At 37.5% G+C, this 20,131-nt stretch carries 17 protein-coding genes; 10 read left to right on the forward strand and 7 right to left on the reverse strand.

Annotated elements, in window-relative coordinates:
* Positions 1 to 41: 41 nt before the first annotated feature.
* Positions 42 to 599 carry a hypothetical protein gene (locus GJU43_RS07640; RefSeq protein WP_154340187.1) on the forward strand — a complete coding sequence of 186 codons (558 nt, stop codon included), beginning with the start codon at positions 42 to 44 and terminating at the stop codon, positions 597 to 599.
* Between the two features lie 192 nt (positions 600 to 791).
* Here the strand turns inward: GJU43_RS07640 and GJU43_RS07645 are convergent, their stop codons facing one another.
* Both GJU43_RS07645 and GJU43_RS07650 read right to left on the reverse strand, forming a co-directional pair.
* Positions 792 to 1,145 carry a hypothetical protein gene (locus GJU43_RS07645; protein ID WP_154340188.1) on the reverse strand — a complete coding sequence of 118 codons (354 nt, stop codon included), beginning with the start codon at positions 1,143 to 1,145 and terminating at the stop codon, positions 792 to 794.
* A 63-nt stretch (positions 1,146 to 1,208) separates the two neighbouring features.
* Positions 1,209 to 2,183 carry a polyprenyl synthetase family protein gene (locus GJU43_RS07650; RefSeq protein ID WP_154340189.1) on the reverse strand — a complete coding sequence of 325 codons (975 nt, stop codon included), beginning with the start codon at positions 2,181 to 2,183 and terminating at the stop codon, positions 1,209 to 1,211.
* 266 nt (positions 2,184 to 2,449) lie between these two features.
* Between GJU43_RS07650 and GJU43_RS07655 the strand changes: the two genes are divergently transcribed.
* The 6 genes from GJU43_RS07655 to GJU43_RS07680 all read left to right on the forward strand — a co-directional run bounded on the left by GJU43_RS07655 (position 2,450) and on the right by GJU43_RS07680 (position 10,739).
* The gene (locus GJU43_RS07655; protein WP_154340190.1) at positions 2,450 to 2,971 is read left to right on the forward strand and encodes a YceI family protein; all 522 of its coding nucleotides are present in this window, start codon (positions 2,450 to 2,452) and stop codon (positions 2,969 to 2,971) included.
* A 106-nt stretch (positions 2,972 to 3,077) separates the two neighbouring features.
* Positions 3,078 to 3,677, forward strand: a complete 600-nt coding sequence (locus GJU43_RS07660) for a TetR/AcrR family transcriptional regulator (protein ID WP_154340191.1) — start codon at positions 3,078 to 3,080, stop codon at positions 3,675 to 3,677.
* Positions 3,678 to 3,687: 10 nt separating this feature from the next.
* Positions 3,688 to 5,025: a TolC family protein gene (locus GJU43_RS07665; RefSeq protein WP_154340192.1), complete on the forward strand. Its 1,338-nt coding sequence runs from the start codon at positions 3,688 to 3,690 to the stop codon at positions 5,023 to 5,025.
* Positions 5,026 to 5,032: 7 nt separating this feature from the next.
* Positions 5,033 to 6,100, forward strand: a complete 1,068-nt coding sequence (locus tag GJU43_RS07670; RefSeq protein ID WP_154340193.1) for an efflux RND transporter periplasmic adaptor subunit — start codon at positions 5,033 to 5,035, stop codon at positions 6,098 to 6,100.
* Between the two features lie 71 nt (positions 6,101 to 6,171).
* On the forward strand, positions 6,172 to 9,342 hold the full coding sequence (locus GJU43_RS07675) for an efflux RND transporter permease subunit (protein WP_154340194.1): 3,171 nt from the start codon (positions 6,172 to 6,174) through the stop codon (positions 9,340 to 9,342).
* Between the two features lie 158 nt (positions 9,343 to 9,500).
* A complete protein-coding gene (locus GJU43_RS07680) occupies positions 9,501 to 10,739 on the forward strand; it encodes a TCR/Tet family MFS transporter (RefSeq protein WP_154340195.1) in 1,239 nt (412 codons plus the stop codon).
* A gap of 33 nt (positions 10,740 to 10,772) precedes the next feature.
* On the opposite strand, the gene GJU43_RS07685 is transcribed toward GJU43_RS07680, so the two are convergent.
* The 5 genes from GJU43_RS07685 to GJU43_RS07705 form a co-directional block, all read right to left on the reverse strand.
* Positions 10,773 to 11,210, reverse strand: a complete 438-nt coding sequence (locus tag GJU43_RS07685) for a retropepsin-like aspartic protease (protein WP_154340196.1) — start codon at positions 11,208 to 11,210, stop codon at positions 10,773 to 10,775.
* Positions 11,162 to 13,819, reverse strand: a complete 2,658-nt coding sequence (locus GJU43_RS07690; RefSeq protein ID WP_154340197.1) for a CHAT domain-containing protein — start codon at positions 13,817 to 13,819, stop codon at positions 11,162 to 11,164. Before GJU43_RS07690 ends, GJU43_RS07685 begins: the two co-directional genes overlap by 49 nt.
* A 246-nt stretch (positions 13,820 to 14,065) precedes the next feature.
* Entirely contained in the window at positions 14,066 to 16,018 is a 1,953-nt protein-coding gene (locus GJU43_RS07695) for a PKD domain-containing protein (protein ID WP_154340198.1), read from the reverse strand.
* 195 nt (positions 16,019 to 16,213) lie between these two features.
* Complete coding sequence (locus GJU43_RS07700) at positions 16,214 to 17,200, reverse strand: hypothetical protein (protein WP_154340199.1); 987 nt, start codon at positions 17,198 to 17,200, stop codon at positions 16,214 to 16,216.
* Positions 17,201 to 17,344: 144 nt separating this feature from the next.
* Entirely contained in the window at positions 17,345 to 17,644 is a 300-nt protein-coding gene (locus GJU43_RS07705) for a hypothetical protein (protein WP_154340200.1), read from the reverse strand.
* Positions 17,645 to 17,774: 130 nt separating this feature from the next.
* Here GJU43_RS07705 and GJU43_RS07710 point away from each other — a divergent pair, with 130 nt between their 5' ends.
* The 3 genes from GJU43_RS07710 (at position 17,775) to GJU43_RS07720 (ending at position 20,120) form a co-directional block, all read left to right on the forward strand.
* Positions 17,775 to 18,359 carry an RNA polymerase sigma factor gene (locus GJU43_RS07710; RefSeq protein WP_154340201.1) on the forward strand — a complete coding sequence of 195 codons (585 nt, stop codon included), beginning with the start codon at positions 17,775 to 17,777 and terminating at the stop codon, positions 18,357 to 18,359.
* Positions 18,360 to 18,361: 2 nt separating this feature from the next.
* Complete coding sequence (locus GJU43_RS07715; protein WP_154340202.1) at positions 18,362 to 19,087, forward strand: CDC27 family protein; 726 nt, start codon at positions 18,362 to 18,364, stop codon at positions 19,085 to 19,087.
* A 253-nt stretch (positions 19,088 to 19,340) separates the two neighbouring features.
* Positions 19,341 to 20,120 carry a TatD family hydrolase gene (locus tag GJU43_RS07720; protein WP_154340203.1) on the forward strand — a complete coding sequence of 260 codons (780 nt, stop codon included), beginning with the start codon at positions 19,341 to 19,343 and terminating at the stop codon, positions 20,118 to 20,120.
* Positions 20,121 to 20,131: the final 11 nt, after the last annotated feature.

A 20,131-nucleotide genomic window follows, 5' to 3' on the forward strand; every position in this document is an offset into this window, starting at 1 on the left:
ACGTACTTTTACGTAAAAATTTGTTAAAACTAGAGATAACCATGAAGGAAAATCATTTTTCAATCGTTTTCAAATCCTTTTTTGTGATTTTGATGTTCTTGTTTTCAAATCTTGCTGTTAGTCAGACACAACAAAACTATGTTATAGATAATACTACCGGTTTTTGGGAGAGGGTTCAGTTTGGTGGTGGTCTTGGTTTAGGGATTGGTTCCGGTTATACTGATATTTCTGTTATGCCAAGCGCTATTTATAATATTAATGAAATCGTAGCTGTTGGTGTTGGCTTGCAATTTGGCTATTTGTCTTCTAAAAACTACTATAATTCTTTTGTTTACGGCGGAAGCATCGTTGGATTGGTAAATCCGATTCCGGAGATTCAATTGTCTGCCGAATTAGAACAGGTCCGTGTCAATACAGATTACGAATCGAATAGTTTCAGGCCTGCATTTTCTGATAATTACTGGGATACTGCCCTGTACCTGGGAGCAGGTTACAGAACCGGAAGCGTCACGATTGGTGCCCGTTATGATGTTTTGTTTGATGATGACAGAAGTCTATACGGATCGGCATTTATGCCTTTTGTGAGGGTTTATTTTTGATTCTGAGAGGCTAAGGTTCTGAGATGCTGAGTTTCTAAGTTTTCTTTAATATTTTTATAATGTACTATTGGTCCTGTTTTGATAGTGAGGATATAGATGATTGTTTTAAAATTAGTTCTTTTATCAGGGAACTTTTTTTATAATATGAGAGCAAATCTCAGAACCTCAGAGTCTTATCCACTCAGCACCTCTCTATTTATAATAATTCCGAAACCAAACTTTCTGCCATTCCCTTTTTAAGATCAGAAAAGAAACCTGTTCGGCAAGAACTACCAAATCAGAACCGTCGAGTTTTTTTATTTCGCTTTCGGAGACGTCAATGATGTAAAGAAGATTCAGGTATTCTGCAAATTTATACTGAATCATGCGGTATATTTTTTCGTGCAGCTGAATTTTTATCTCGTCAGGTGAAATACTCAGTGGAAAATCGATTCCTTCGTTGGCCAGATTAAAATCTTTGTTGATCTGCTCAATCAATTTGAGGTATAAAGCTTCGGACTGGGCTTCAACTAATAACGAATCTGCGTTTTTTGGGGCTACAAACATTTGATTTTTATTTAGATTGCTGATTTATGATTGTAGATTTCTATCTGAAAATTGCACGGAATATTAAACCGTTCTTCCCATCAGATTTTCTCCAAAGGTTTTCAGGATTTTCTTTTTTTCTTCAGAAATGGCCATTTTTTCGAGCGTTTTAAAAGCTTTCAGCGTATACATTTCGATAGCTTCCCGTGTTGCTTTTGAGGCGCCGGATTCATTAAAAATAGCTTTTGCGGTTTCAATTTTAGCTGAATTATCCTCCAGTTGTAGATGGAATAAATTTTCCAATTGTAAGGCTTTGTCTGCAGAAGAAAATTCTAATGATTTTAAATATAAATAGGTTTTTTTATTTTCTATAATATCTCCGCCAACCTGTTTTCCAAAAGTTTCCGGATCTCCAAATGCATCCAGGTAATCGTCCTGAAGCTGGAAAGCTAATCCCAGATTAAGTCCGAATTCGTAAATTAAATCGGCGTCTTTTTCAGAAATTTCCGCCACAATAGCGCCCATTTTCATGGCTGCAGCAACTAAAACAGCTGTTTTGTATTCAATCATTTTCAGGTATTCCGGAATGGTGACATCGGTTCTTTCCTCAAAATCAACATCCCATTGCTGGCCTTCACAGACTTCCAGGGCTGTTTTGCTGAATAATTTTGCCAGATTCCTGAAAATAGCCGGTTCGTATTGCTCAAAATACTGATACGCCAGGATCAGCATGGCATCGCCGGATAAAATTCCGGTATTGATGTTCCATTTTTCATGGACGGTTACTTGTCCTCTTCGCAAAGGGGCGTCGTCCATAATGTCATCATGCACTAAAGAAAAGTTATGAAAAACTTCCACAGCCATTGCTGCCGGAAGTGCTTTTTTATAATCGGCATCAAAAACTTCTGCCGACATTAACGTGAGTACCGGACGCATCCTTTTTCCGCCAAGACCTAAAATATATTCCATAGGTTCATAAAGATTTTTTGGCTCTTTGTTGATTTTTTGGCTTTTTAAATAGCTTATAAAGAAATCCTGGTACTGACTAATATTGTGCATAAAGTGAAATTCTGATTTACGAGGCTCAAAGATACAATTCAATTATGAATAATTAGTTCCTAAATTTAAAAGGAATTGTGCCGTAAAAATTGATTTTTTGCCTTTTCATTTGTAATGTGTTAAAATTTTTTTGAAAAAACTTGGAAACTTTCTTGGTGTTTAGAGTTTCCTTTTTATATTTGCACTTTCAAATGGAAACTCAGGACACTAAAAAAGTTTCCGTGAAAAAAAGGAGTGATTAAGAAACTCAATAAAATCAGATATTTATGAAAACAACATGGACCATTGATTCTAGCCAGTCAGATGTTTTAATTAAAATGAGACATTCGATTATTGCCTATTTAGGAGGAACTGCAAATAAATTTGACGGCTATGTGAATATTGAAGACAATGAAATTGAAGATGCTTCTGTTGAATTTTCTTTAGATATAAACAACAAAAACGACAGCTTTCAGCAAATCGATACGCATTTACAGCTGAACGACCTGTTTAATGTAAACGAGCATCCGATCATTAGTTTTAAATCGACTTCTTTTCAGAAGGTCAATAATAACATCAATTTTTTCAAAGGAGATCTCACGATAAAAGATGTGACAAAGGTGGTAGAACTGGATGCGGAGTTTATTGGGATCAATTCTTATGATGGCAAAAAGAAGGTCGCTTTTGAAATTACAGGAAATATCAAGAGACAGGATTTTGGTTTAGATTATAATTCATTTAATCATAACGGAGGCCTGGCATTGGGAAAAGACATGAAACTGATCGCTAATTTAGAGTTCTGCATATAATTCTTACAATGAGCAAATTAATGTAAAATTATTACAAATTTAATGGAAACTGTTTTTTACAAATAGAGTTTCCTGTTTATATTTGTAATACAATTTGAAAATTAAAATGAAAGAGAAAATCATAGCAAAAGCGAGTGACTTGTTTTTGAAACTGGGTTTCAAAAGTGTTACTATGGATGACATTGCAGGTGAAATGTGTATTTCAAAAAAAACGATTTACAAATATTTTTGCAACAAAGAGGTCTTAATTGAAGAAAGTACTTCAATGGTTCATAAACAGGTACATGAAATTATTGATACCATAGTCGAGAAGAATTACAATGCAATTCACGAAAATTTTGAAATCAGGGAAATGTTTCGGGACATGTTTAAGAACAATTCAGATACGTCTCCTATTTACCAGTTAAAAAAGCATTATCCTGAAATATATCAAAATGTATTGTCCCATGAAATTGACCAGTGCACCAGATATTTCAGAGAGAACATCGAGAAGGGAATTCGGGAAAAACTATATCGTCCGAATCTAAATATAGATGTTTATGTAAAGTTTTATTACACACTGATATTTCATATTAATGAAAATACGGTTTCAGAAAGAGAAGCCCAGCAAATAGAATTAGAAGCCCTGGAATATCATACCAGAGCGATGGCAACGCCCGAAGGAATACTGGAATTAGAAAAACAACTTAAAAAAATTACCATTTAATCATCAATCTATGAAAAGAATAATTCTTATATTTTTGTGTTCAATTGGCTTAAGTGTCAGCGCACAAGTCAAAACACTAACCTTAAAAGATGCCCTTACCTACGCGCTTCAGAACAAAGCCGATGCTAAGAAATCGAAATTAGAGGTTGAAAACAGCGAGTATAAAATTCAGGAAGTACGCTCAAGAGCTTTACCTCAAATTTCTGCAAACGGAAACTTAACCTACAATCCGATTATTCAGACAACAGTAATTGACGGAGCAGGTTTTGGAGCGCCTGGAACAACAATTCAGGCAGCATTTGGTCAAAAATGGACTTCAACTGCAGGGCTTTCCTTAACTCAGGCCATCTTTGATCAGTCTGTTTTTACAGGTTTAAAAGCAGCCAGAACGACACGTGAGTTTTATCAGATCAACAATCAGTTAACAGAAGAACAGGTTATTGAAAGAGTAGCAAACAACTATTATTCTGTATTTGTACAAAAAGAAAGATTGGTTTTATTAGACAGTAATTACGTAAACACAACAAAAGTTCGCGATATCGTAAAAGGGCAGTTTGATAATGGTTTAGCCAAAAAAATTGACTTAGACCGTATCGTGGTTAAGATGTCTAATATCGACACCGAACGTCAGCAGATTAAAAACCAGATTACTTTACAGGAAAATGCGTTGAAGTTTTATATGGGAATGCCTATTGAAACGCAAATCGATATGCCAAAAGAAGAATTTGAAGTGATTCCTGCGTCTTTAACAGAACAGGCCAATGTTGAAAACAGAACAGAATACCTGCTTTTGAAAAAACAGGAAGAGCTTTTAGTGTACAATAAGAAAGCTGTTGAAGCAGGATATTACCCGACGCTTTCATTAACAGCTGGTTATAATTATATTGGTCAGGGACCTGAATTTCCCTGGTTTGCAAAACCAAAAGACGGGGTCTACTGGTCAGATTACTCTGCAATCGGGTTAAACTTACATGTACCAATCTTCACAGGTTTTGGAACCCGTGCCAAAGTAAGACAGGCAGATGTTCAGATCAGATCCCTTCAGGAAGATATGAAAGACACGAAACTTTCTCTTGATTTAGATTACAGAAATGCCATCGCTCAGATTGACGATAATCTGGTAACGATCGAGAATCAAAAAGAAAACATGCGACTGGCTAAAGAAATTTTAGACAATACCAAAAACAATTATCTTCAGGGACTGGCATCATTAACAGATTTATTAGATTCTGAAAATGCATCACTGGAAGCACAAAACAATTATACCAGAGCAGTACTGAATTATAAAATTGCCGAGGTAGCATTAATCAAATCAAAAGGCGAACTAAAAACTCTTTTAAATAACTAGAAACAAAATGAAGAAAACTATTATAACTATCGTAATCATAATTGCAGCCTTAGGTGTAATTGGATATATCTTAAACAATAATAAGAAGGAAAATAAAGCAAAAACCGATATTGTTGCGGAGAAAAATGCAGCAGTTTCCGTAAAAGTGGCAGCCGTAAAAACAGAAGAAGTTTCATTAAGTTTCGTAGCTAACGGAAACTTTGAACCTATCCAGGAATTGACTTTCTCTGCTGAAAAATCAGGAAAAGTAATCAGCGTTCTGGCTAAAGAAGGAGATTACGTAAGAGTAGGTCAGACTTTATTGACCGTTAGAGGTGATGTAATCAACGTAAGTGCACAACAGGCACAAGCCGTTTACCAAAATGCAAAATCAGATTACGCCAGATATGAAAATGCTTTCAAAACAGGAGGTGTTACCAAACAACAAGTAGATCAGGCAAAATTAGCCTTAACAAATGCGCAGTCCAGCTTAACTCAAGCCAATATTAATGTGGGTGATACGAAAGTAAAAGCACCAATAAACGGATTTATCAATAAAAAATATATTGAGCCGGGATCTATTTTATCAGGAATGCCGGCAACAGCATTGTTTGATATTGTAAACGTTTCTAAATTAAAATTGAAAGTGACCGTAAACGAAAGCCAGGTGGCCAGTTTAAAGGTAGGGAATGCAGTAAACATTACAGCCAGTGTATATCCTGACAAAGCTTTTTCCGGAAAAATTACTTTTATCGCTGCAAAAGCAGACGAAAGTTTAAACTTTCCTGTTGAAATTGAAATCGCAAACAACTCAGATAATGATTTGAAAGCAGGTATGTACGGAACAGGAAACTTCGGTTCTAAACAACAAAAACAAAACCTGATGGTTGTACCGCGTAATGCTTTCGTAGGAAGTGTGAGCAGCAATGAAATCTTTGTAGTTGAAAAAGGGATCGCAAAATTAAGAAAAGTAACTGCCGGAAGAATTTTAGGAGATCAGGTAGAAATCATCAACGGACTGACTGATGGAGAAACTGTAATTGTTACGGGTCAGATTAACTTACAAGACGGTAATACAGTAGAAATTATTAAATAATTTAAAGCATTAAGCAATACGCCATAAGCATTAAGCTTATTGCCTAAAGCCTACAGCCTAAAGCAAAATATATGAAATTAGCCGAAATATCCATAAAACGTCCGTCGTTGGTAATCGTATTGTTTACGATTCTGATTCTTGGTGGATTGTTCAGTTACAGCCAGTTAGGTTATGAGCTGATCCCTAAATTTGAACAAAACGTTATTACAATTTCTACGGTTTATCCCGGAGCTTCTCCGAGTGAGGTAGAAAATACGGTAACCAAAAAAATTGAAGATGCGATTGCGTCCTTAGAGAATGTTAAAAAAATTGACTCAAAGTCCTACGAAAGTTTGTCTATTGTTTCGATTACACTAACCTCAAATGCAAAAGTCGATTTCTCTTTAAATGATGCACAGCGTAAAATAAATGCGATCATTAGTGATTTGCCGGAGGATGTAAAAACGCCGGCACTGACCAAATTCTCGCTGAGTGATTTACCAATTATGACCCTTGGTGCCAACGGAAAAATGGACGAAGCAGCATTTTATGACTTAATTGACAAAAAAATTGCGCCAATTTTATCCCGTGTACAAGGTGTCGCTCAGGTAAATATTATCGGTGGTTCAGAGCGTGAAATTCAGGTGAACCTTGACGCTGTAAAAATGCAGGGTTACGGATTATCGGTTCCGCAGGTACAACAAACTATTCTGACTTCCAATCTGGATTTTCCAACCGGAAACATCCAGACACGTGACCAGAAAATATTAATTCGTTTAGCAGGTAAATACAAAAACGTTACAGAATTAAGAAACTTAGTCGTTTCTTCTCAAAACGGAATTCAGGTTCGTTTAAGTGATATTGCCGATGTTCAGGATACTCAGAAAATCGCGGAAAAAATCTCTCGTGTAGATCAAAAAAGCGCTATTGTTTTGCAAATCGTAAAACAATCTGACGCGAATGCGGTGGCAGTAAGTGAGCAATTATTAAAAACAATTGCGATTCTCGAAAATGATTATAAATCGAATCAGCTAAAACTTGAAGTAGCAAAAGACAGTACTGTTTTTACTCTTGAAGCCGCAGATTCTGTAGTTCACGATTTATTAATCGCCGTAGTTCTGGTAGCGCTTGTAATGTTGTTCTTCCTGCACAGTATTAGAAACTCATTGATCGTAATGGTTTCGATTCCGGCCTCTTTGATCGCTACCTTTATTGGTATTTATTTAATGGGATACACCCTGAACTTAATGAGTTTATTAGGATTGTCTCTGGTCGTCGGGATTCTGGTCGATGATGCGATTGTGGTCCTCGAGAATATTTACCGACATATGGAGATGGGTAAAAATAAGATTCGGGCTTCCTATGACGGAACTGCTGAAATTGGAGGAACGGTAACTTCGATTACATTGGTAATTGTGGTAGTGTTCCTGCCTATTGCAATGAGTTCCGGATTGGTTTCTAATATTATTACACAATTTTGTGTGACGGTAATTATTTCAACCTTATTATCACTTTTAGCTTCGTTTACCATTATTCCATGGCTATCCTCCCGTTACGGTAAATTGGAACATATCGAAGGAAAGAATTTATTCGGAAGAATTATTCTTGGTTTCGAAAACTATTTAACACGTTTCACCAACTGGATTTCTCAATTGTTAACCTGGTGTCTGGATAATTATGGTAAGACCATTGTTCTGGTACTGATCTTGTTCTTTGGGTCAATCTTCGGACTGGGCGGCTTTATTGGTGGAGAGTTTTTCGCTTCTTCTGATAGTGGAGAATTCTTAGTTCAGATCGAAATGCCGAAAGATGCTTCGTTAGAACAAACGAACTTCATGACACAAAAAGCAGAAGCTTATTTAAAATCTCAGGAATATGTGCACAGCCAGATTACAACGGTTGGACAAACCAGTGAAGGTTTTGGAGCATCACAGGCTACCGCTTACAAAGCAGAGATTGACGTAAAAATGATCGAACAAAAAGACCGTACCGATGATGCCAATGTTTATGCGGCAAAAATCAAACGTAAGCTTGAAAAAGTATTAGTAGGAGCAAAAGTAAAAACAGTTCCCGTAGGTATCTTAGGAACTGCCGAAGATGCTACTTTAGGATTAATCGTAACCGGACCTTCAACAGAAAGTGCTATGGCCTTTGCTAAATTAGCGGAAGCAGAATTACGTACGATTCCCGGAACAACAGAGATTAAGTTAACTGTTGAAGATGGAAATCCTGAAGTAAACGTTAAGGTAGACCGTGATAAAATGGCTGCTTTAGGACTGACACTTCAAACCGTTGGTTTAACCATGCAGACTGCTTTTAGCGGAAATACAGATGGTAAATACAGAGCCGGAGAATACGAATATGATATCAACATCAGATACAATGCTTTCGACAGAAAAAGTATTACAGATGTAAGTAATTTGATTTTCGTTAATGCATCAGGGCAACAAATTAAGTTATCCCAATTTGCTGATATTACCGAAGGTTCAGGACCTAGCCAGTTAGAGCGAAGAGATAAATCTGCATCGGTAACGGTAAAAGGACAAAACGTTGGGGTTCCGTCCGGAACAATTGTAACACAATGGCAGGCAAAATTAGACAAACTGAAAAAACCGGCCGGAGTAAACTACATCTGGGGAGGTGACCAGGAGAACCAATCCGAAGGATTTGGTACTTTAGGAATTGCCTTATTAGCTGCGATTATTTTGGTTTACCTGGTAATGGTGAGTTTGTACGACAGTTTCGTTCACCCGTTTGTGGTATTGTTTGCAATCCCGCTTTCGTTTATTGGTGCTTTATTAGCATTAGCCCTGACAAATAACTCCCTGAATATCTTTACGATTTTAGGTATTATCATGTTGATTGGTCTGGTGTGTAAGAATGCGATCATGCTGGTCGATTATACGAATCAGCGAAGAGCTGCCGGAGAATCCATCAGAACAGCTTTGATTCAGGCGAATCACGCTCGTTTGCGTCCGATCTTAATGACGACAATTGCGATGGTATTCGGTATGTTCCCGATTGCATTAGCTTCAGGAGCAGGAGCAGAATGGAAAAACGGATTGGCCTGGGTAATTATCGGAGGATTGATTTCTTCGTTATTCCTGACCCTGATTGTTGTTCCTGTAATCTACCAGATCATGGAAGGAATCATCCGCAGATTATCTAAAGGAGAAAAAATTGATTACGAAGCTGAAATGGTGGCCGATTATGTGCCGGCTGAAGTTAGTGAAGACGGTTTTAACCCTAAACATACTCATTAAGAGTTTTAAATCTCAATATTGAAATTCCAAATTCCAAATTCTTGGAGGAATTCCAAAAAACACAAAAAATCCCAAATTCCAATTTAAGGAGTTTGGGATTTTTTTATTGTTAATTAAAAAAAAGATGTTTATTTGTATCACCTTATATTATAAAGTTTATGCTACAAAAAGACAAGTCTGCGGCGATTGGTTTTATTTTTATAACCATGTTAATTGATATTACGGGATGGGGGATTATTATTCCTGTAATTCCAAAATTAATAAAAGAATTAATTCATGGTGATATCAGCGAAGCGGCAAAAATAGGCGGCTGGCTGACTTTTGCGTATGCTATAACCCAGTTTGTGTTTGCACCTGTAATTGGTAATCTGAGTGATAAATACGGGAGAAGGCCGATTATTTTAATTTCGCTTTTCGGATTTTCATTAGACTATCTTTTGCTGGCTTTTGCGCCAACTATCTTATGGTTATTTATAGGAAGAATTATTGCAGGAGTAACCGGAGCCAGTATAACAACAGCTTCAGCTTACATTGCGGATGTCAGTACACCCGAAAACAGGGCCAAAAACTTTGGTCTGGTAGGTGCCGCTTTTGGATTAGGATTCATCATCGGACCGGTCATTGGCGGTTTATTAGGGCAATATGGATCAAGAGTGCCTTTTTATGCAGCGGCCGTTTTGTGCATGGTCAATTTCCTATACGGATTTTTCATCTTACCGGAATCCCTGAAAAAAGAAAACCGCAGGCCTTTCAATTGGAAACGGGCCAATCCTGTTGGTGCAATTCTGGGCCTGAAGAAACATCCCTCACTGATTGGCTTAATTACAGCGATATTCTTATTGTACGTTGGATCTCATGCGGTACAAAGCAACTGGAGTTTCTTTACCATTTATCAGTTCAACTGGGACGAACGAATGATCGGAATCTCTTTGGGAATAATTGGTCTGTTGGTGGGAATTGTACAAGGAGGTTTAGTTCGCTGGATCAATCCGAAATTAGGAAATGAAAAAAGTATTTATATCGGATTGGCCTTGTATACCATCGGAATGTTGCTGTTTGCCTTTGCAACAGAAAGCTGGATGATGTTTGTGTTTTTAATCCCGTATTGTCTTGGCGGAATTGCCGGACCGGCATTACAATCTGTGGTTGCCAGTAAAGTATCGCCTAGCGAGCAGGGAGAAATTCAGGGAACTTTAACGAGTTTAATGAGTGCTTCTTCGATCATTGGTCCGCCCATGATGGCGAACACTTTTTTCTTTTTCACCCATGACAACGCTCCTTTTAAATTTGCCGGATCACCCTTTATTTTGGGAGGTTTTTTAATGCTCATGAGTACAGTAGTGGCTTATTTTTCATTAAAAAAACATACGGTTGCCAATAAAGAAAGTGAAGCGTAAATCGTTTCCGTTTCAATAAAAAGCACCCCTTTTTTATTGCAGATAAACATAATGATTGTAATAATCAATAATAGCTTTCCCTTTAAGCAGAACATCAGCACCGATAATACCGTGTACCGCTTTTGCTTTGTAGGATGTTAAAGCCTCATTTACATGTGAAAGATCAAAAATGACCAAACTGAAATCGCTATTTTTCCAGCTGCCGAGCTGCAAATGATTATGGGAAGAAACCTGGGTTTCCATGCCGGTGGCACCGGCTCCGGAGGCTTTGGTTTTAGATTTTTTGGCGGAGATTTCAAAATATTCAATACTTTCAAAACCAATACAGGTATTGGAAGCTCCGGTATCTAAAATGAAATTTCCTGAAACACCATTTATTTTTGCCTTAATTAATAAATGCTGGGTTTTGGTAATTTTGAATTTTACTTTTCGGTATTTTGCTTTTTTGAGGACTTTGTGAAGATCTTCCATTTCTGATAAGGATTGAAAATCAAAAATAAACCAATTACAATCAAAATACTAATGATGTATACGATATAATTGGAAGATTTTTCAGCTGGCGCAATACTGCCGTAATAGACAAACGCACTCCAGTAATAAGGTGATTTTTTAGCATTGGGAATATTCGGGTCTTGTAGAAAATCACGTTTCGCATTGGCATTGGCTTCAAAATAAGATGGATTCTTTTTGAGGTTGGTATAAAAGTCATCCATAAAAACAGAAGTCGTGAAATCGTTTACCTTCCATAAAGAAAACAATAAATTTTGTGCACCTGCAAACTGAAAACCCCTGGCAACACTCATGGCACCTTCTGCTTTGTATAATTTGCCTATGCCGGTTTCACAGGCACTCAGGACAACCAGATCCGGATTTATATGGAGATTGTACAATTCAGAATACAGGATTTCCTGATCGTAGAATTTGATGCTTGCCGGAGTTTCCAGATCACCGGAAGAAGCGTGCGTACTCAAATGTAAAATGGAATAATGGACGGCATTTTTTTTAAAATTAGAAAAAGTCGCATTGCTGTTTTCGAAAAACTGACCATCGAAATTCTTCTTTATAGACTGCAGTTCATTCTTAGAAAAAGTCAGCGCAAAATCGGTATTTTCGAAAATCGGAAAAATTCCCAAAACCGTTTTTTTAGGTTTAGAAAACGGAACAGAATTCACATAAAAGGAAGCAGAATTGTTATACGCGACATTAAAATCATTCAGTAAATAATGCATTTTAGCAAAATTTGTTGTAGCCGATTCTTTTGTGATTAAAGCTTCAAAAGGAAGAAAGCTCAAAACACCATCCGGAATAAGGATGAGGTTTTTATGGTTTCCGGTGGACGGAATTTTAAGATATTTATAAATACGGTTTCCAACCCGGTTGTAGTGCTGCGGATTATTGGTAATCGTATTGGGATCATTAAAAAAGCGAATAAATTCCATTAGACTGGTAAATCCGGTACCTTCCAGGGAAATATAGTAAAGCTTTATGGTGTTGTTTTCGACCGTAAAATTATAAATACCAGTAGAGCCTGCAAAGTACTCCGTTAGTACGGCATTATCCTGCATTAATTTGCCGTATAATTTTTGAAGATCAAAAGTAGTATTGGTTTCGGTAGCGTCTTCACTTTTCTCTTTTTTAAGAAGCAGCATCAGTTCATTTTGCTTTTTTATGGCTTCATTAATTTTAGAAATATTGGCCAGTTCCAGTTTTTGCTGTTCTTTTAGAATAACCGTATTCCAATTTTGAAGCTGTTGCAGAATGTGTTTTTCTGCTCTTGACCTACTGGCATTTTCATGAAGACGGCTTTTTAAAACCACCGATTTGGTTTGTTCCGAAAGCAAAAAAGCACTTTCGATGTAATGCATCTTTTTCTCTTTTTCGTAAAGGGAATAATAAATAGAAATACACTTTTCGGTTCGGTTTCGGTTTCGGATCTGGGTTACGATTTTAGAATTTTCATACACCAGAAACGACTGAAACAATTCTTCGATATGAAACGAAAGGGCAAAACTTTTCAGGGCATTTTTGGGCTGGTTTTGCGCCAGATATAGTGCTGCCTGCAAATCCAGAGCATCCAGCAAAACCGTTTCTGCATAAAGCGAATTTTGATTGGGAAGAATACTTTTGGAAGGAGAATAATCCGGAAGGAGCGTTTTAAAAACAGCACTAATATTCTGGCTGGCATCTTTTATTTTTCCTAGTTTGAAAGAAAGAAAAGCCGCTTCATAATACAATTGTGCTATTTTTCTGGGCTCCTGGCCGGAAGTTTTATGGAAAGCTGTTTTGGCTTTTTCGAAATAGTCAGAAGCTTTGGTCAGGTCGTTTTGTTCTATTTTTAGTTTGGCCAGATTTCGATACGAATTGGATAAAGTCTCCGCCTGCGAAGGATCCTTTTTTAAGAGTAAGATCGCTTTAAGAAAAGAACTTTCGGCCTTCTCAAAAGCAGTTGTTTGTATTAAAAAACGTTTAGTCGTCAGGAAATAATCAGCACCTAGATTGTTTAATAAAATCCCTTTTTGAGTTGGGGTTAATTTTTCGGTCTGGATTGTTTTTTCAAGTAGATCAATTGCTTTGTATAGATTTCCGGTGTTTTGATACACATTCGACAAATTAAGGATTGCCGCTACTTTCTGAGGTTCATTTTTCTCCTGATCGGCAATAAAATAATACTGTTTGATAGTGTTTTCAGCATTGTCATAATCACCGAGAAGGGTATATAAATTACCTAAAGGTTTAAGACAGTATTCGATAATATCGTAGCCTTTAAAATGATGCCTCTGATATAGGAGCCAGGCTTTTTCGTAGCTTTTAATCGCTTTTTCAGATTGCCCGAATTGATTTTCATAGTAGGCTTTATTGCAATTTAAAACCACAATGGCCAGTAAAGCCTCTTTGGTTTTGGGCTTTGGGTTTTTCCAGAATTCTGTTTCTGTATCCGTTAAATTTTGCAGGGCTTTCGCCGAAGGATTCGCAACAAAAACATCAATGGCATGGTATAGCTTATCTTCTTCCGAAAAAGATGGCTGCCCGGATAGTATTACCGATGTGAAGAATAAAATATAGCAATACAGTTTTGTCATGTTATTCGATTATTTCACGGAGACTCACGAAGTTTTCGCAAAGGCTCACTAAAGGATTTTAAGTTTTTTTTGCCACGAATTACACGAATTTCCGCGAATTAATTTAAGCAGTATAACGAAAAAAATTAGTGACAATTCGTGTAATTCGTGGCAAACTATACTTTTTTAAATTAAAAATTTCGTGGCAAACCCTTTTTTCTCTGCGTATCTCTGTGAAAAACCTTCGTGCAACTTTGTGTAATAACCTTAAAACTTCCAGATTCCATAAAACTGAAAATAATTGAAATTCTGTTCGAAATTAATCACGTAACGTGCCCCCAGACTCGGGCCAATTCTCGCGGCACCAACAGTCAGATCAAACAATAATCCGGTTTTAAGATCGGAAAACGAATTTTTGACGGCATTAGAAGCAGTTCTGGTGTTGATTATAAATTTAGTCGAATCACCCTCAAAAGATTCAATTTTAATATTTTGAGTCTGCTCTTGGGAAACATTGAAATTGGCCTGTACCCCCGCACCAACTCCGATGTAATTATTGATATTGTACCGAATCAGCACCGGCACTTCCCAATTGACACTTTTGTTTTCTGTACTTGTGGTGGTGCGTTGCCGTTGTTTTACCCCATTCGGATTTACAACCACTTCGTCGATTACGTTTGAGGCACTATCGTATTTATTGATGCTGTTAACCCATTCGGCCTGCCAGTAAAAACGATAGGATTTAAAAGGCGAAATTGTGGCGCCCACAAAATAACTGGTCGAATTGTCTAAATCCGGATATAAATTGTAACCCGCTTTTGCCCCGATAGAGATTCCCGGTAAAAATCGGGTAGTGGCATAATTGGTAATTATAGGCTCGTTTTTGTCGAAAATGATGGCAGTACGGCTTCGCGTTTTTACCTTATGAAAGTCTTCGGCAAACTTCATGGAATATTTCACAAAACCTTTTGTACTGTCTTTTTCGTGTACATTTTTTTGTTCGCTTCCCGGTAAATAGATGTTCTTAAACGTAAAAAAGATCTGGTTCTTTTTAATGATGGTATCCAGACAGCTTACCGTTGGTTCTTCGCCTTTCGGGCAAATCGGACATTTGGGATACAGGTCTTCAATCTGAAATGTTTTTTTGTCAAACATATCCGGAACATCTGTTTCAAGACGAATCATTCTTGCAGGTCCTTCGCCATTGTTCTGAAAACGGGTTTTGAAGTTTACCCTTTTAAAACGTACCAGCCTGTAATTCATAAAACGTCCGTTAGACCCCATTTTGTTGGGATCATGGGAAGTAACAATTTCCATTTCGAGGTTTTTTATCTTATGGTTTTTATAACTTCGGTTGGGAACAAAAATTCCGCGCATGGTGACCGTTGCGCTGGTATCCTTGATCATTTCGGGCGTTGTTTTAAACGTGTAAAAAAGATTGCGGGTTTCTCCCGGATTAGCATCGTCAAACTCTAAGACAGACACATTATGATACGTTTTGTTGGCGTCTGCTAAGGAAGCGTCAAGATCTTCTTCGGTGGTGGTGTTTCTGTATTTTTTGGTCTTGAAAGTGTTTTCGGCAGAAGCCAGATACGATTTAGTATCATCCAGATCATCAACGGCAGCGACCGGATTTTCTTTGACTTCCCGTTCATTTGCGTATGTCCTGAAATCGACCAATTCGAAATTATTGCTTTTGAATTGCTTCTCATTATAAAACAAATACAGTTTACCGCTGGAAACATAATTTTCCAGATTCTGATAACTTACTACAACTACCATTTCCTGCTCCGGAATCGGGTCACAGTTTTTTAAGATCGCAAATCCGTTTTGGTCGGCTATCGATGCGATATCTTTATAATTCGTGTCGGTGATGTCATTTACAGCGACTTTCTTTGGTCGTGTTGCCGGAGGTTTTCCATTGTCGTAATTGTTGGTTACGGCAAGTCTTGCGGTATAATTTCCTTTGTTTTTGTAGACATGTTTCGGTTCGGCCTCTTTGCTGTAATGCCCGTCTCCCAGTTCCCATAAATACGAATAGCTTGGTTTTGGCGCACCTGCTATCGGAATTAACGGTGGCGTCTCGGGTTTGTAGGTAACGGCATTTCCGTTTTGGATAAAAACAATAGTGGCTCTTCGGGTGATGGTGTCTTTTACTTTGGTTTGGGAGAAAGCGAATATAGAAAACAGAAGAAAGAGAATAGAGGATAGTGGTTTCATAACTAGATACTTTTTAGCCCTGATAGTAGTGGAAATCCTTTTTTGCCGGTCCCGATAGCTGTCCGGAGACAAAAAAGAGTGCAACGAATAGCAGGATTAGCTTCTGAAATCATCAGAATTAATTTTAAAACTGGATTAAATGTAAAAAAAAGTGATGAGCAAATCACCACTTTTTCTTAAAAAGTATTTTGTAAGTTACTGAATAGCATTCACTGCCGCTATCAGTTGCGCTTCTGTGCCGACTGTTGTTTCGGCAAGTGTGAAAGTATAAATGTCTCCGGCAGCTACTGTCACCCCTTTGATTGCGTAACGCCATTGACCATTATCTTCGGTTGCAAAAATCACGTGACAAGCCAGTCCAATCGGGATTTGTCCGTAGTGTTCACTAAATAATCCTGCTGCTGTATACGTATCCAGTTTCGCCAATGCATTTGTTCCTTCACCATCATAAGACAAATAAACCGCGCTGTTGTTGTTGTCGAAACCTTCCGGAACATCTACAAGAATTGTAGTTTTTGGTCTTGGGTCGCTGTAAAAACGGTCTACGTTTGTCCATCCGAAATTCCCGAAAGTCACATAATAATTGTTTCCTTCGCCTTGTACGCCGCCTTTTCCGTTACCGCCATCTGCGCCGGCTTTCGCTTCTCTCCAGGCCAGTTCTCCGGCTTCATTGATAGCACCTGTCCATAAAGTCATTGCATTGTCTACACCATCTGTTAAAGTTGCAGGAACCAACATGTTCATAGAACAGGAAGTCTGAAGTTCAACACCGCCCTGAGTCGCTTTAATGAAAAATTCACCACCTGAAATCAATAAATTTTTCTTTCCGTCTGCTGTAATTCCCATGGTAGGTTTGTTGGTCACCAGCATATTTCCTTTGTCAAAAAGCTCGATATATTCAATATTTACGGCTCCGGTTACAGGAGTTCCGTTTTTAGTCAAACAGTCTCCGTTGATGTTTACTTTAACCCCTTTTGCAGAAGTGAAGCTTACCAGTCCGTTTCCGGCTGTTACGGTAAAGTTTTGCGTATTTCTTTTGATTCCTTTTTCGGTGATTCCTTTAAATGCTGCAGCAGTCGGAGGCAGGATTGAATTGTTGTTGTCGCCGTCGCTGTTATCACAGCTTACTAATGTCGTTATAGCGAATAATAATAGTCCGATTGTTTTAAAATTTGTTTTCATGATATTCAGTTTTAATAGTTATTTAATAATAGATGTTTAATGGGGGGAAATTGTTACCCCTGTTTTTAATTTATTTCAGGTTTTATAGAAGTAGATAAATTAGGTTGAAATTTTGTTACCCCTCTTTTTTACTTTTTTTCAATTTTATTTCGAAAAGCACTTTTCTTCAAAAACATTTCCGTCTTCATCCAATGCAACCAGAATGTCTTTTTTTCGGGCAAGCGATACAATCAGATAAATCCAGATGATGGACCAGAGACCCAATGTGATCACCGTAAGAAATAAGTGAAAAGGATGATTGATTTCTGTTTTCTCTTTCGATAAAACGGCATAAGGCAATTTCTCGTTCTGTTCGATAATGACAAAACCGTTTCGTTTTTTAGCCAAAAGCATTTTGTGAAACCGGTCCAGATTTTTTTCGTGTATAAGATGATAACTTTCCATTTCTTTTAATTTTTTGAATTGTTTTAAAAGTTTCCTGCTTTGCTATATCCATCTGATTTTAGAATTGTTACCCCTGTTTTTAAATTTATTTTGAGATTCTTTCTACATTAGCTTTTTAAAAAGCTGTTGTATGGCCAAAACCAAAATTCATTCCGACCAAAAATATATCGAAGGACTTGCCGCGAATAATTCCATTATAATCCAGGAGATCTATAAAAAGTTTGTTCCGAAAGTCGTGTTCTATATCAGGAACAATTCCGGCAATCAGGATCAGGCGCAGGATGTTGTTCAGGAAGTACTGATACTGCTGTTCAATCAGGCCAAAGCCAATACCCTGGAACTGACCTGTCCGTTTGATGCCTATTTTTTCCTGCTGTGCAAAAGAAAATGGCTGAACGAATTGAAAAAAACAGCTAATAAAGGGGTAACAATTAATGAAGATGCGGGATCTATAAATGAATCTGCTCATGAATTGGTCGAACAAACCGAAGAATTTGATGAAAAACAGCAGCTTTTTGACGCCATGTTTCAAAAATTAGGAGACAAATGCCAGGAATTACTAAAGCTGAGTTTTGAAATTAAATCGATGGAAGAAGTAGCCGAAAAGCTCAATGTAACTTATGGGTATGTCCGTAAAAAGAAATCCTTATGCATTGGCCAGTTGACGCAGTGGATTCAGGAAACGAAAAACTTTAAATCTCTAAAAAATAATTAGTCATGAACGAAGAACGCTACCTATTATTCGATCAATACCTTCAGGATGAACTCACTCCTGATGAAAAAGCGAATTTTGAAAAACAAATCGCGGAGGATCCCGAATTTGCTGCCGAGTTCATGGCTTTCAAAACAGCGCAGCAGCAACTGGAACATAAATTCGGAATAGCAGCAGAAAGAGAAGCGTTCAAAGAAAATCTAATGAAGATTTCGGATAAACATTTCCATAAAAATAAATCAAAAGTAATTGCCCTAAAACCTTGGAATTATGCCGTTGCAGCTTCTATTGTGATTTTGCTTGGTTTGTTCTTTTTTAATTATGGCAAAAATCCCGTTTATGAAGATTACAGCCAGCACGAACAGGCTTATTTTACAGAAAGGGGACATACCAATACTACTTTAAAACAAGCAGAAATAGCTTTTAATGCTGAAAAATATAAAGCTGCAATTCCGCTTTTTGAAAAACTATTAATGGAATCCAAAACGCCCGAAATTCAGTTTTTCTATGGTATTTCTTTATTAGAAGAAAACCAGTATAAAAAAGCAGAAAGTGTTTTTGAAGCGCTGCGATCAGGAACATCGGTATATAAAGAGAAAGCCACCTGGAATCTTGCGTTGTGTAAATTGAAGCAAAAAGATTATGCCGGATGCAAAAAAATCCTGCTCACCATTCCGCAGGATTATGAAGATTATGTAGCAGTACAGCTCTTACTGAAAGATTTGGAGTAAGTCCGTCAAAATTTAGCATGTCATTTCGAAACGGGGAATTTCTTTAGGGAGATTCCTCGTTTTCATTTTGAGTTTATTGTCTTACGGACGAGAAGGATCCGTAACAAACCATCCATAAACCAGAAAACCCGTGACAATCCGCGTTTTCACGAAGTGAATCCGTGTCATCCGTGTCCCATTTACCACCCAAACCATTCAAATTGGGAAAGTTTTTAATATTGTCGTAATTTTGGCTTCTTAAAAATAAGTCCCATTGAGCGCAACAACCATTATTACCGATACACACACACATTTATACTCAGAAGAATTTGATCAGGACCGTGATGAAATGATCCAGAGAGCCATTACTGCCGGAGTAACCCGCTTTTTTATTCCCGCAATCGATGCTGCTGCAACGCAGTCGATGTATGAGCTGGAGAAAAACTATCCCGAAAATGTGTTTCTGATGATGGGGCTGCATCCCACTTACGTGAAAGACAATTACCTGGAGGAGCTGCAGCATGTGGAAACCGAATTAGCAAAAAGAAAATTTTATGCCATTGGAGAGATCGGAATCGATTTGTATTGGGATAAAACACATCTGGCGGAGCAGCAACTTGCTTTCCGAAAACAAATTCAGTTAGCGAAACAGTATAAACTGCCCATCGTAATCCATTGCCGTGAAGCTTTCGATGAGATATTTGAAATTCTGGAAGAAGAAAAATCAGAAGATTTGTTTGGAATTTTCCATTGTTTTACCGGAACACACGAACAGGCTTTACAGGCCATATCTTATAATATGAAACTCGGAATCGGTGGTGTGGCGACTTTTAAAAACGGAAAAATTGATCAGTTTTTAAAAGAGATCGATTTAAAACATATTGTTCTCGAAACTGATTCGCCTTATTTAGCGCCAATTCCGTATCGCGGAAAACGAAATGAAAGCAGTTATATTGTAAATGTTGTAGCAAAACTAGCTGATATTTATGATGTTTCCGAAGAAGAAATAGCAGCAATTACGACCCAAAATTCAAAAGACGTTTTCGGTATTTAACCCTGAACTTA

The sequence above is a fragment of the Flavobacterium sp. LC2016-23 genome (assembly GCF_009674775.1).
GTDB lineage: Bacteria > Bacteroidota > Bacteroidia > Flavobacteriales > Flavobacteriaceae > Flavobacterium.